Here is a 12,935-nt window from a genome sequence, read left to right as displayed (position 1 = left end):
TAGTCGTAAGCTCCTACGCTGATAGTATATTTATGCTTTTTCTCCCGCTACCGAAAGCCATGTTACACAAACAAGCATAACGAACACACCAACTAATTGCCAAAACCTAATGATGCTTCAAACACGATTACTGAAATAACCATAGCAGCTAGTGGTTCAATACTAGAAAGAATACTAATCTCAACTGCTGTAATATATTTCAAGCTACTTAAAAACAGTATGAAAGCCACATTTCCGAAGAATAATCAATTTTACTTCGGCATAATTGCATTCGGAGGCTTTAACTTCTTTCAATGGATGTTTAGACACCCGCTAAAAGAAGCTAAAGCAATCATTTAGCATGTAACCTTAAAACAAATCACAAATATGACTGCCAAACACAACTAATATTTCTAGCATTACACCACCTATAAGCATTCCCCACTCGACAACAAGTAGTACACTCCATTCTTTCATCAAACGTGCAGGATACAATATGTAGAAGGCAAACGTTAGACCAACGGCTAATCTCTATAATAAGGCTTTATTACTAACTAACAAAGAACCAAAAGAAGCGTTCGTTAGTAGGAGAAAAAGACCTGAAAGCATACCAATAATCCCTATCACTTGATATTTAGGGGGAAATTTCTTTAAAATAGGAATGACAAAAGCAACAATAAATATCGGTGCTAAAAAATGTAAAAAGGTAGCTAATACAGCATTACTTTCGTTGATCGCTGCCACGAAAGCAAACTGTACGCCCAATATTGAAAATATCTTTTCCAGTTAACGATCAATGTGGGTATCCAAACCCCTGCTGAATGAAGATAAATATGTAAGTCCTGCAACCGATAAAAGAATTGTTAACATAAAGGAAACTGTCAATGGTGTATGATTGAGTAACCACTTCATTAAAGATCCAGTTGCTCCCATAACATCGAACTAGAGCCGATATATACTATTTCTGTTAACCGTTTTATACAATTCTTACTTCCTATATACATACTAAAAAATGTTATTTTTCTCCAATTATTTTCTTGGGTTTCACTGAAAAAGTCCTAGTTTTTTTCATTATCAAATATTTACAAATATATTCATAATGACTAATTCCCGATAATTAACTATAATATTAGTATATATAGATTACGCAAGGAGATCGAATAATCATGAGTCATATGCACAAATCATTTACGATTGATGAACATTATTTAAATTCACTTCCTTTTCCTGCCATTGTCATGAATCAAGATGGACAAGTTATTATTTTGGGAAAACTTGCTGAACAGCTATTTGGTTTTTCAGCTACTGATACTAAAGAACGTACTGCTTCATTCATTCATGAAAATTTACTACGCCAGCTTTCATTAGAGACGTTTCAAACAATTTTACAAAATGATGACAGTACGCATATAAATCAAATTCATATGAACACATATACAAATGAAGAAATTACGACAGCGCTGCTAGCTAAACCATTTACTGAACAAGGAGAGCGTTTCATTCTTATGATGTTTATGTTACCAGAATTAATGATTAATTCTGTCTCAAATAGCAGTACTTTAGTAGACTTAAAACAGGGCTTAGACTCGACGTTTATGACAGTAACACTTGATCAGGATGGATTTATTTTAGAATGTAATGCTGAATTTCTAAAAACGAGTCAATGGACACCTAAGCGCGTTATCGGCAAAACATTTTGGCAGTTATTCCCTGATGATGAAGTGAGTGAAAAAATCACAAATACTATTTGGCGTAATTTAAACAATGGTCACACGTGGCAAGGTGAAGTCGAAAAAGTCACAAAAACAGGCCAGTCTTATTGGGTACTTCTAACAGCTATCCCAACATTTAATCTCGAAGTAAATGAGCAACAATTTATTTTAATTGAAAAAGATATTACGAAGTCAAAGACGATACAACATCAGCTTGAAAAAATCGCTTATATCGATACAGAAACAGGTCTCATGAATGCACATCGACTTGAAAAAGTGATTTCCAGCATGATTGAGGAAGAAAGAAACTTTTCTTTCGTCTATTTAAGTATCGATAAATTTTATACGCTTAAAGAGTTGCATGATCATCAAATCGATCAAGGTCTTATCGTGGAATTTACAAATCGTATAAAAATGTATTTCCAAGATAGCACAATGGCACGCATTAACGAAAATGATTTTGTTGTAATCACACCTTTAAGTGAATGGTTTATTCAGGGCTTCCTGTCTTACTTACAACAGCATCCAATTTATAATAGTAACGTTGCTGTCCCTATTTCTATTAGTGGAGGAATTACACGTTACCCTGAGGATCAAACTACATTCTCCCAATTAATGAAGGCATCCATTGCTACGATTACAACTGTTCGCGAAGCAGGTGGCGATAGAGTCGTCGCGCTATCAAAAGCAACACATAAGGCATTAAATCGGAAAGCTTTAATTGAAAAACGTTTACTTCAGGCACTTGACCAAAAAAATCTAAAAGTCCTTTATCAGCCACAATTTGATGTTTCTTCAGGTAACATCACAGCTGTAGAAGCATTAGTCCGTTGGGAAGATGAAGTAATAGGCGTTGTCTCACCTGATGAGCTGATACCAATTGCTGAGGAAACGGGTCTCATTAATAATATCGGTTCCTTTATGTTAGAAAAAGCTTGTGAACAGGCTCTAATCTGGAAAAAAGCCGGTCTTGACTTAAAAGTATCCATTAACTCTTCTGTACGCGAATTCCGTGATAAAAACATGGCAAATTCAATACTTGAAATGTTAGAGAAAACAGGCTGTCCCGCAAATCTTATTCAAATTGAAATTACAGAGAAATTTGCCTTAGAAGCAGAAGTTGCTACCTTTATCACGCAGCAAATGCGTAAGCTTGAAAATGAAGGTATCGCCTTTATACTAGATGATTTCGGTACCGGATATGGCTCATTCAGATATATGCAGATTTTACCAATAGAAACATTGAAAATCGATAAAGCATTTACAAGTTCTTTATTAAAATCTGAAAAAACACAAAAGCTAATAAACGGTATGGTACAACTCGGAAAATCTATGGAACTTAGAGTTGTAGCAGAAGGTGTTGAAACAGCTGAACAAGCAGACCTTTTGACTTCTTATGGCTGTGATGCGATTCAAGGTTACTATATTAGTAAACCAACTACTGCTGAGGAAATTGCAGCACTACTCGTTAAATAGTTAATTTAAAGAAGGAGGCTACGTTTATGAACGTAACCTCCTTTTTCGTGTTTATTATTTCTTTGGCTTTGGCTTTTTTATCCGTCGCTCTGGCTTCTATCCGTCACTTTGACTTTTCTATCCGTCGCTCTGGCCTTTCTATCCGCCACTTTGACCTTTCTATCCGTCGCTCTGGCTTCTATCCGTCACTTTGGCTTTCTATCCGTCACTTTGACTTTTCTATCCGTCACTTTGACTTTTCTATCCGTCACTTTGACTTTTCTATCCGTCGCTCTGGTCTTTCTATCCGTCATTTTGACCTTTCTATCCATCGCTCTGGCTTCTATCCGTCGCTCTGGCCTTTCTATCCGCCGCTTTGACCTTTCTATCCGTCACTTTGGCTTCTATCCGTCACTTTGGCTTTCTATCCTTCGCTCTAGTCTTTTTATCCGTCACTTTGGCTTTTCTATCCGTCACTTTGGCTTTCTATCCTTCGCTTTGGCTTTCTATCCGTCGCTTTGACCTTTCTATCCGTCGCTCTGGTCTTTCTATCCGTCGCTCTGGCTTCTATCCGTCACTTTGGCTTTCTATCCTTCGCTCTAGTCTTTTTATCCGTCACTTCGACTTTTCTATCCGTCGCTCTGGTCTTTCTATCCGTCACTTTGACTTTTCTATCCGTCGCTCTGGTCTTTCTATCCGCCACTCTGGCCTTTCTATCCGTCGCTCTGGCTTCTATCCGCCGCTTTGACCTTTCTATCCGTCGCTCTGGTCTTTCTATCCGCCACTCTGGCCTTTCTATCCGTCGCTCTGGCTTCTATCCGGCACTTTGGCTTTCTATCCGTCGCTCTAGTCTTTTTATCCGGCACTTTGACTCTTCTATCCATCGCTCTGGCTTCTATCCGCCACTTTGGCCTTTCTATCCGTCGCTCTGGTCTTTCTATCCGGCACTTTGACTTTTCTATCCTTCGCTCTGGCCTTTCTATCCGTCGCTCTGGCTTCTATCCGTCACTTTGACTTTTCTATCCTTCGCTCTGGCCTTTCTATCCGTCACTTTGACTTTTCTATCCGTCATTTGGCCTTTCTATCCGCCGCTCTGGCTTCTATCCGTCGCTCTGGCCTTTCTATCCGCCATGTTCTCCCCTACATTTGCTGTAAAGCCTTATTTCTTATAAACCTTCTGGAATGTCGCTTTACTAGTACGGACAGAACGGAAAATAAGCTGTATAAATACCTCTGCGAATACAAGCCCCATAACGATGGCACCTGTAATTAAAAATGCCTTTAATCCATACTGTAGCCCCTGTAAATAATCATCTTCTACAACATTTCTCATTGCATTGTAAGCCATACCTCCCGGAACTAACGGGATGATACCACCAACAATAAAAATAATCATTGGCATTTTAAAGCGTCGAGCATATAAATGCGCAACAATAGCAATTACAAATGCGCTATAGAATGAGGCATTCACAACATCCATTCCATGTTCTGTTAGGACGAAATATATCATCCAGCCTATTACCCCAACCAAAACACAATAAAGTAAGGCTTTTCTAGGTACATTAAATATTATTGCGATACCAGCAGTGGCAAAAAAACTAACAATCAATTGTATGATATAGTCCATGTCGTCTGCCTCCTAAAACGATAAAGTGACAGCAATAGCTGCACCAATGGCAAAAGCCGTTAAAAAAGCTTCCGCTCCCTTTGCCATCCCTGACATAAAATGACCTGCCATTAAATCTCGAACTGCATTCGTAATTAAAATACCTGGTACGAGCGGCATAACGGAGCTAATGATAATTTTGTCTAATTCCGCACCATAGCCATAGTTCACTGCTAAGACAGCAATATATCCTATTACTAATGAAGCCGTAAATTCTGAGAAAAATTTTACTTTTGTTAAATGATTTATCATCACAAGCACTAGGAAGCCTAACCCTCCCGCTAAAAATGCAACCGGAAAATCAGACCATCCCCCCTTAAACATTATAAGGAAACAACCACTCGAAAGAGCTGCTGCTATGACTTGAATATATGTTGGCAAAAAATAATTTGTTTTTTGTATCGACTTTAGCTCGTCATAAGCGTCTTCTAATGTTATCATGTGAGATGTGAGTCTCCGAGATACTGAATTTACCAAGGCTATTTTTTGTAAATCTGTAATTCTGTTGGAAATCGATGTGATTCTCGTTGGCTGTGTCTTGCCTAAAGAAAAAATGATCCCTGTTGGTGTGGCATAACATTGCGCATCCAGCATATTTTGAGAATGTGCCATGCGTAGCATCGTATCCTCCACACGGTATGTTTCTGCACCACTTTCAATCATAATACGCCCTGCAAGTAATAAGCAGTCAATCGTAAATTCATTATCCGCTTCATGTAAAGCCATTAAGCTATCTGCCTCCTTCAAAAGGTTCCTTGCCCATAGTATCGAAATGCACATAAAAACTCAACTGAAAGTTTTAACTTTTAACAAAAACACTTTGGCTGTCATATGCTGAAAAGTGTAAGTTATTGAGTTATTTATTCATGAAGATCGGTTCCCTATAAATTGATTACAAAAGTTCGTAGATTCATATAACTTTTTCAATGACTAACACGTCTGATTATATAGAAGAATAAATAAGGAAAGGAGCGTATCCATCAAAATGCCGGAACGCAGAAGAAGAAGCAAAAGAAAAAGACGCGGCCCAATGATTGATTTCCTATTAGTTGGCCTCATCATTACATTAACAACAATTATTTTAGTCATTCTCCTATCAAAGGATGACTTTAAGTTTCAAAAAATAAGTGCCTCAAAAGAGGAACCACCAATAACGAGTAAAGTTTCTACAGAAAACTCTGCGTTTCCAGGTATACGTATTGTAACAGATGTTTCTAATGATGAGCGAACTCCTTTTGCTTTGCATTATCCAGAAACAGATAATAAAGCTTTTAACGATGCTGTCTTACAGTACATAAAAGATTCCAAAGAAAACTATCTGTCATCTATGAAAAAAAATAAAGATAAAAAGGCAACGGGCGAACTTAATATTAGTCTGGAAACTTTCCCATATCAAAAGCACTATTATTCCTTTGTTCTAACAAAAGTGCTGTACACGGGTGGAGCTAATCAAGAAGTTTCAACAAAAACATTCTTCATCAATAATGAAACTGGTGACCTGATTTCCATTAAAGAATTATTGAACAACGATGAAAACAACTTATCGACATTAGCAACTCATGTACGTAATGACTTACAACAAAACCCCAAGTTAAAAGATGAGCTTATCAAGGATGAGCTATCAAAGGCAACCGAACCGAAATGGTCTAACTTCAATCGCTTTGCCATTGTTGATGATTCGTTACAATTCTATTTTGATGAGTATGAGATTGCTAGCGGTGCAGCTGGTTCGCCAATTGTGAAGCTTCCCCTTTCACTTATTAACCCGTTGTTAGCCTCTGATTTTCAGATTGCGATGGCAAAGCCGACGAAACCAATCAATAATGGTGACCCAAATGTTAAGCGTATTGCCTTAACTTTTGATGATGGCCCACATCCAAAGGTTACAGAACAAATTTTAGATACTCTCGATAAGTATCATGCAAAAGCTACCTTTTTCATGCTTGGTAGTCGTGTGCAACATTACCCTGATATCGCTAAAGACGTTCTTGCACGTGGACACGAAATAGGTAATCATTCATGGAACCATCCTATACTAACAAAACTGTCACTAGAGTCAGCACTGAAGCAATACACATCAACAGTTGCGGAGATAGAGAAAGCAATTAATCAAAGTCCAACTGTATTTAGACCACCATACGGCGCAACAAATGATGCTATTAACGCTCAAATTCCTGTCCCTGTTGTCTTATGGACGATTGATACGTTGGACTGGAAGCATCGCGATGCTAAACAGTTACTACCTAATGTTAAAAATAATTTGCACAATAATGCCATCGTCTTAATGCATGATATTCATCAATCAACTGCTGACGGACTTGATGCTGTAATGGCTTATTTACAAGGGCAGGGCTATGAATTCGTTACAGTATCAGAAATTCTTCCATATCGTCAAAAATAACTGACCAAAGAAAACTTAGCGACTACGGTAGACAACGGCAGTCGCAAGTTCTCTGTCGCAAAAGTGGAGCAGAGCGCAATGATAGCGACAAAAATCTTTAATGAGCTACAGTTTTGAGATTTATCGAGAACTTTTGATTGTTTATCGACTAACTTTTTCGATTTATCGACCAACTTTTTTAATTTATCACCCAACTTTTTCGATTTATCACCCAACTTTTGAAAAATATCGACATCTACCTTCGAAACACTATCTGAACGCACTGATAATTTGCGTCTAAAAATCTAACATCAAAAAAAGCGCGAGAAATCAACGTTTCTAAATTGATTTCTCGCGCTTTTTAAGGTTTTGACCAGTTTTGTCCCCGTATAAAAGCATTGGTTGTTGCTGCCGCTACGTTAACACTACGCTTTCGCACAGACAAAACCTTGTTGCTGCCGCTACGTTAACACTTCGCTTTCGCACAGACAAAACCTTGTTGCTGCCGCTACGTTAGCACTTCGCTTTCGCACAGACAAAACCTTGTTGCTGCCGCTACGTTAGCACTTCGCTTTCGCACAAAAAACACTCATTGCTGACACTTCCTTTATCATTATAAATGAGAGAGGTATGCCAGAAGATAAATACTAAGCGAAGTGGTTGATCTTCGTTCCGGCGAAGCGGCTCATCGGACGCCCCCCAGCTAGCACGAAAATCTCCCCCACGTTTTGCAGAAGAGCCTTACTTTATTTGATAGGACACCTGAATTTCATTGACATAATAGTTTTTCAACAACATGAAAAGTCCAATAAACTCCACCTTGAGTTTATTGGACTTTCTTTTTATTTGATCGTTAATGTATCTAGAGGTTTGAAGTCCTTTAACTGATAGCTCTTCACTTCATTGCGTGCTACTGTGTAAAGAGTGTCATCTATATAGACTACACGCTGTACGAGTTGCTCCCAATTTTCATACGGCTCGCTAGTGTTTTCATTAATGATATTTCCTTTCAGTACAATTCCATTATCCGTAGTGATTTCATAGATTTGTGCGCCCTGACCTTTGTAGACGATTTCATCACCCTTCCCTGCATCATAAAGGACAATTGGGAAACCAAAGTAATTGTATTCCTTATTGCGGAATAGCGCTTTAGGATTGTATTGAACATCCGAGTACGAGCCCTTACCACCGATTTTTACTGTTGATTGTTCCTTTGGATTTTTGAAATCTGAAACATCAAACAATGACATCTTCATATTCGTTGTCACTGTAAAATTACGCTTCGTATTTGCATCATAACGTTGCTCTGTATCATAGCCAATGCCGATTAAATGCGTATCGTCTAATGGGTGTAAGTAGTTACTAAAACCCGGAACCTTCAGCTCACCTAGTACAGTTGGCTTTTTCGGATTTGCCACATCAATAACAAACAGTGGATCCACTTGCTTAAATGTTACCACATATGCTTTTTCACCCATAAAGCGTGCAGAATACACTTTTTCACCAGGAGCTAAATCTTTTACTGCACCAAGTTGTTGTAAATTTTCATCTAAAATAAATAGGTGATTACGTGATATATCTTTTTCATTCCACGTATTTCCTTCAGTTGTAACGATGCGGAAATTGCCCTTATACTCATCCATTGAGTATTGGTTTAACACGGATCCTTTCACTTCCGTAGTACCTACAAAATTCATTGTAGTTCCATCAACATCCCACTTAAACACTTGTGTATCAGTAGTTCTTGGCATCCAGATCATATCCGTAATGCGACCAGTAGCAGGAACGGCTGGACTTCTATCATAAATTGGTGTTGTTAAATAAAGTGCATTCTCTGACATATAAAGCCCACTACTGCCACCTAAATAACCTTTAGTATTCACAGTTGCCTTGGCACCATTTTTTAAATCTACAGCTGTAATTAAGCTATATGTTCCATCCATAGTATTTGGTAAAATAGAAATTTTCTCTAAAGGTAAGCTTTTGTACTCTTTACCTTCTAAACTATCAAATGTTTTTGGTTTTAAATCTGGCGCTTTTTGCTCTCTAAGCATCCAATAATTCGGATACATATTACCGATTAAATATAATGTGCCATTTGTAATTCGAATATCCTGTAAATATCCCTCTTGCCCCACTTCACGTATAAGCTTTGGATTCTTTGGATTTGAAATATCATACAAAGTAGCTGTCGACATGCTTGTGCCTACTTTTTCTAGATATTCATCCCCTATCACTATTAATAAATGATCATATAATGCTAGCTTTGAAATATATTGTGATTCTTTCAGCTTGATTGTTGTCGCTAACTTTAAATTTTTTGGATCTTTCGCATCAACTACATTAATGCCTTGATCTTTTACAGCATAAATAAAGCCATCTTTGACAACAACAATATCGCCTTCCTCCACTCCTTCTACTTGATTATTTGTTGTAGAGGCGTTGTTTGTGCTCGCTTTATCTTCGCTGCTTGCCACTTCTACGGTTGCTTCATAGTCCAATTCTTTTTGTGGGTGGTTGGCTAAAAGTGCTTCGAAATATTGCTGCAGCTCTTTTTCTGATTTTACTGCTTCTAGCTTTTCAATGATGGTAAATGGTATTACTTGTGAGGCTGTTTTAGTTCCGCTTCGTGCAAATGCTTCTTTATTCACATGTAATTTATAGCTATCAGGTGCTAATCCGCTAACGATAAGTGTCTTTTTATCGTCTCCCAATGTTATTGTTGCTAACACCTTTTTATTTTTGCTATTTGTTACGTATACATTGGCATCCGTTATTTCGCTTTCCTTTAATGCCTCTGTAAAGGACGCTTGCCAGCTATGCGTTTTCGTACTCGTACTTGCTTCCTGTGCCTCCGCTTTTTGGGGCACTATTAACGAAAAAGTTCCTGGTAAAATAGCTAGTACGGCGATGAGTAAAATGGCTATCCACTTATTTTTCATCATTTTTCCTTCCTTTCATAAAGTTGTTTATTAATTAGACTACCACAGAATAGAAAAGTTACAGTATTCTGAATTTAATTTTTGAAATGTCAGATAAAGAAAAACGAGGGAGAATGAATTTTATTGGTCAAATACACTAGTATTCTTTATAAAATGTGGACCAAAACAGAATCACTAAAGCTCCTTTCGTTCGTTTTATAGGAATACTTTGAAGATTTATCGAAACAAAATCGCTCTTTATCGAAACTTTTTGAGCTTTTATCGAAACAAAATCTCATTTTATCGAAACTATTTGGGCTTTTATCGAAAAACAAGCTCTTTCTATCAAAGAAATCAACCACAATAGTTAAGATAGCTTCATACTTTTAAGTACGTAATTTAAGATAAACTTAAGATTTATCCTACCTTTTTCTTCATTAGTTTTATTTATAATATTTTAAGTAAAGAAGAATAAGGGAGCAGTTAAGAATGAAAAAGCGGGTCTTTTTATTAATTTTCGCAATATGTTTAGGTGTGACAGCCTTTAAAATAGTACCGTTCTTTCAAGGTGAAAAAGCCTATAATGAAAATGGTGTAGTGGACGGTAATTCGTCTTCTGAAAATATGAAAAAAGTAGAAATTCCAGAAGAACAAATTTATCAAGGAAATTTACTTTTGGTTAACAGTAAGCACCCAGTTCACAATGAAAGTATAAAATCAGATATCATCAATTTAAATGCTCGTGATGAATTGGTAAAAGGATACAGAATGTTTAATAGCGAAATATATTTATCAGAAGATATAGCACGTAAATTTTCGGATATGGTTCTTGATGCGGGAGAAGATGGAGTTTCTAGTTTTTTAATTACGAGTGGTTTTCGAGGATTTGATGAGCAAACTAAACTTTATGAACAAATGGGTTCCAATCGTGCCTTGCCAGCCGGTCACAGCGAACACAATTTAAGTTTATCGCTTGATGTGGGAAGTACCCAAGGGAAAATGGAGATAGCACCTGAGGGAGAGTGGATTGCAAAGAACGCTTGGAAATACGGGTTTACGCTACGTTATCCAGAGGATAAAACGGACATAACGGGAATTATGAATGAACCATGGCATATCCGCTATGTCGGTTTACCACATAGTGCGATTATGAAAGAAAAGAATTTTGTTTTAGAGGAATATTTAGACTATCTAAAAGAAGAAGAACATATTTCTGCTACTGTAAATGGTCAAGAATATGAGGTCTTTTATTATCCTGTTACTGAAAATACCACTATTAATGTGCCAGCCAATCTTCGTTATGAGGTATCGGGCAATAATACGGATGGTGTGATCGTGACAGTATTTCCAGATAACGCGTAGAAACGAAGGTGCGGAAGAAACCGAACGAAAGTGATGAACAGTATTATGGTACAGGCACTATTTGCCTTTATGTGTATGCATTATTGTTTAGCTCGATTAATTTCAGAGGAATCTGGGAAACCCGATGTTATCTTGAATTGGTTGTTAAAATCATATCCACCTATGATTTTTTCACAATATTTCACATCAAAAAAGCGCAAGAAATCAACTTTTAAATTTGATTTCTCGCGCTTTTTTAAGTTTTAATCGGTTATGTCCCAGCCACTTTGTGCGTTAAGAAATGGGATTAATCCTGTATAACCCCTACGACCTTTCCAATTGTAATAAAGGTGAAACACCATATAAAGGCACCAATCGCAGCAAACGTAATATATGTTTTTAATCTCATTTTGCCGATTCCCGCAAAGTAACAGGTTACGTGTCTGAAACCGGGAATGAAGTACCCGAAAACAAGTGAGAACGGCCCGTATTTCTTCATCCACCTTTCTACTTTCATCATTCTCTTCTCTTTCAGCCCTATCCATTTTCCATATTTCGCTATTAAAGGACGACCAGCTTTTCTTCCGATTAGATAACTGATCATCATCCCTATAAGCGCTCCTGCAAAACTAACGAAAATAGCAAGTTCATAATTCAGGACATGAATATTTGTAAAATAACCGACAATTGTCATTAGGACTTCATCGGGTATCGGCAATCCAACGATTCCAAGAATCAACATTAAAAAAATTGCTAGATACCCATAAGATCCGATTAATTCTTGAACTGTTCCCATCTTTCCACCTCTGAATTTTCAACCGCAAGTCTTTTAAAATGTGGAAACTTAATTGTGCTCACCATCAAATAAGAAAGTACACATGTGCTTACTGCTAATACGATTGAGTTATTCATGAAACTTAATATAACAAGACATATTCCTGCAAATGGAATCGGCATTCCAATGAATGTTGGAGACTTGCTGTGATGAGCATTAAATCTGGAAAGGCGAATAGCACCACAAGTGCCATATGCCAGCGTACACAAAATCCCAATATACGGAATACTATACAATGCTACATTGTAAGCAAGCATAGCCGGAGCCACACCAAACGTGATCAAATCAGCGAAAGAATCAAGTTCCTTCCCAATATCCGAAACGGCATTTAGCTTACGTGCGACCATGCCGTCGAAAAAGTCAAGAAACATACCAACAAAAATGAAGAACGCTGCTGTATAGAAATCTTGAATAAACAAAGAGCGAATAGCAAGAAGTCCGCAAATAAAGTTTCCAATTGTAATCATACATGGTATATGTTTCACAGTATAATAAACCTCCTATTCATTCAAATCAACACAATGGATAAAAAACAGTCTTACAGCTCACCTTGAAAAATAGAATTTTCATTCGGTAAATGTTTTTATAGCGACAGGTACAGAAAAATCCTCCTCTGAAGGTGGTGAGATAAATGCGAAATTGATTT

The 12,935-nt window shown here is 37.3% G+C and carries 12 protein-coding genes and 1 pseudogene; 7 read left to right on the top strand and 6 right to left on the bottom strand.

What is annotated here, in order from left to right:
- Positions 1–30: 30 nt before the first annotated feature.
- Positions 31–959 (bottom strand): annotated as a pseudogene (locus QUF91_RS28255) (DMT family transporter).
- 186 nt (positions 960–1,145) lie between these two features.
- Between QUF91_RS28255 and QUF91_RS02605 the strand changes: the two are divergent.
- The 5 genes from QUF91_RS02605 to QUF91_RS02585 are packed head-to-tail and all read left to right on the top strand — an operon-like array spanning position 1,146 to position 4,318.
- Positions 1,146–3,167, top strand: a complete 2,022-nt coding sequence (locus QUF91_RS02605) for a GGDEF domain-containing phosphodiesterase (protein WP_289416745.1) — start codon at positions 1,146–1,148, stop codon at positions 3,165–3,167.
- Positions 3,168–3,193: 26 nt separating this feature from the next.
- Complete coding sequence (locus QUF91_RS02600) at positions 3,194–3,526, top strand: hypothetical protein (protein ID WP_289416744.1); 333 nt, start codon at positions 3,194–3,196, stop codon at positions 3,524–3,526.
- Complete coding sequence (locus tag QUF91_RS02595; protein ID WP_289416743.1) at positions 3,523–3,894, top strand: hypothetical protein; 372 nt, start codon at positions 3,523–3,525, stop codon at positions 3,892–3,894. Before QUF91_RS02600 ends, QUF91_RS02595 begins: the two co-directional genes overlap by 4 nt.
- On the top strand, positions 3,891–4,160 hold the full coding sequence (locus QUF91_RS02590) for a hypothetical protein (RefSeq protein WP_289416742.1): 270 nt from the start codon (positions 3,891–3,893) through the stop codon (positions 4,158–4,160). Before QUF91_RS02595 ends, QUF91_RS02590 begins: the two co-directional genes overlap by 4 nt.
- Positions 4,157–4,318 (top strand): hypothetical protein, encoded by a 162-nt coding sequence (locus QUF91_RS02585; RefSeq protein WP_289416741.1) that lies wholly within the window; start codon positions 4,157–4,159, stop codon positions 4,316–4,318. The genes QUF91_RS02590 and QUF91_RS02585 overlap by 4 nt, the downstream gene beginning before the upstream one ends.
- Here QUF91_RS02585 and QUF91_RS02580 read toward each other — a convergent pair.
- Positions 4,306–4,773 carry a threonine/serine exporter family protein gene (locus QUF91_RS02580; RefSeq protein WP_285395581.1) on the bottom strand — a complete coding sequence of 156 codons (468 nt, stop codon included), beginning with the start codon at positions 4,771–4,773 and terminating at the stop codon, positions 4,306–4,308. The two genes, QUF91_RS02585 and QUF91_RS02580, sit on opposite strands and share 13 nt — an antisense overlap.
- 12 nt (positions 4,774–4,785) lie before the next feature.
- On the bottom strand, positions 4,786–5,538 hold the full coding sequence (locus QUF91_RS02575; RefSeq protein ID WP_285395583.1) for a threonine/serine exporter family protein: 753 nt from the start codon (positions 5,536–5,538) through the stop codon (positions 4,786–4,788).
- Between the two features lie 304 nt (positions 5,539–5,842).
- Here QUF91_RS02575 and QUF91_RS02570 point away from each other — a divergent pair, with 304 nt between their 5' ends.
- Positions 5,843–7,213, top strand: coding sequence for a polysaccharide deacetylase family protein (locus tag QUF91_RS02570; RefSeq protein ID WP_289416740.1), 1,371 nt, complete (start codon positions 5,843–5,845; stop codon positions 7,211–7,213).
- Positions 7,214–8,034: 821 nt separating this feature from the next.
- Here the strand turns inward: QUF91_RS02570 and QUF91_RS02565 are convergent.
- A complete protein-coding gene (locus QUF91_RS02565) occupies positions 8,035–10,134 on the bottom strand; it encodes a beta-propeller domain-containing protein (protein ID WP_289416739.1) in 2,100 nt (699 codons plus the stop codon).
- 468 nt (positions 10,135–10,602) lie between these two features.
- Between QUF91_RS02565 and vanY the strand changes: the two genes are divergently transcribed.
- On the top strand, positions 10,603–11,475 hold the full coding sequence (gene vanY, locus QUF91_RS02560) for a VanY-A/VanY-F/VanY-M family D-Ala-D-Ala carboxypeptidase (protein ID WP_289416738.1): 873 nt from the start codon (positions 10,603–10,605) through the stop codon (positions 11,473–11,475).
- Positions 11,476–11,761: 286 nt separating this feature from the next.
- Here vanY and QUF91_RS02555 read toward each other — a convergent pair whose 3' ends face one another.
- Both QUF91_RS02555 and pssA read right to left on the bottom strand, forming a co-directional pair.
- Positions 11,762–12,250: a DedA family protein gene (locus QUF91_RS02555; RefSeq protein ID WP_285397393.1), complete on the bottom strand. Its 489-nt coding sequence runs from the start codon at positions 12,248–12,250 to the stop codon at positions 11,762–11,764.
- Positions 12,229–12,774 (bottom strand): CDP-diacylglycerol--serine O-phosphatidyltransferase, encoded by a 546-nt coding sequence (pssA, locus tag QUF91_RS02550; RefSeq protein WP_289416737.1) that lies wholly within the window; start codon positions 12,772–12,774, stop codon positions 12,229–12,231. The genes QUF91_RS02555 and pssA overlap by 22 nt, the downstream gene beginning before the upstream one ends.
- Positions 12,775–12,935: the final 161 nt, after the last annotated feature.

This window comes from Lysinibacillus sp. G4S2 (assembly GCF_030348505.1).
Classification (GTDB): Bacteria; Bacillota; Bacilli; order Bacillales_A; family Planococcaceae; genus Lysinibacillus.
The sequence above is the reverse complement of the archived record's forward strand: the minus strand, read 5'-3'. Positions and strand labels throughout refer to the sequence as shown.

Excerpts from the sequence above, each read along its gene's own strand:
- QUF91_RS02605 (WP_289416745.1), top strand. The coding sequence starts at position 1,146 with ATGAGTCATATGCACAAATCATTTACGATTGATGAACATTATTTAAAT.
- QUF91_RS02600 (WP_289416744.1), top strand. The coding sequence starts at position 3,194 with ATGAACGTAACCTCCTTTTTCGTGTTTATTATTTCTTTGGCTTTGGCT.
- QUF91_RS02580 (WP_285395581.1), bottom strand. The coding sequence starts at position 4,773 with ATGGACTATATCATACAATTGATTGTTAGTTTTTTTGCCACTGCTGGT.
- QUF91_RS02575 (WP_285395583.1), bottom strand. The coding sequence starts at position 5,538 with ATGGCTTTACATGAAGCGGATAATGAATTTACGATTGACTGCTTATTA.
- QUF91_RS02570 (WP_289416740.1), top strand. The coding sequence starts at position 5,843 with ATGATTGATTTCCTATTAGTTGGCCTCATCATTACATTAACAACAATT.
- QUF91_RS02565 (WP_289416739.1), bottom strand. The coding sequence starts at position 10,134 with ATGAAAAATAAGTGGATAGCCATTTTACTCATCGCCGTACTAGCTATT.
- vanY (WP_289416738.1), top strand. The coding sequence starts at position 10,603 with ATGAAAAAGCGGGTCTTTTTATTAATTTTCGCAATATGTTTAGGTGTG.
- QUF91_RS02555 (WP_285397393.1), bottom strand. The coding sequence starts at position 12,250 with ATGGGAACAGTTCAAGAATTAATCGGATCTTATGGGTATCTAGCAATT.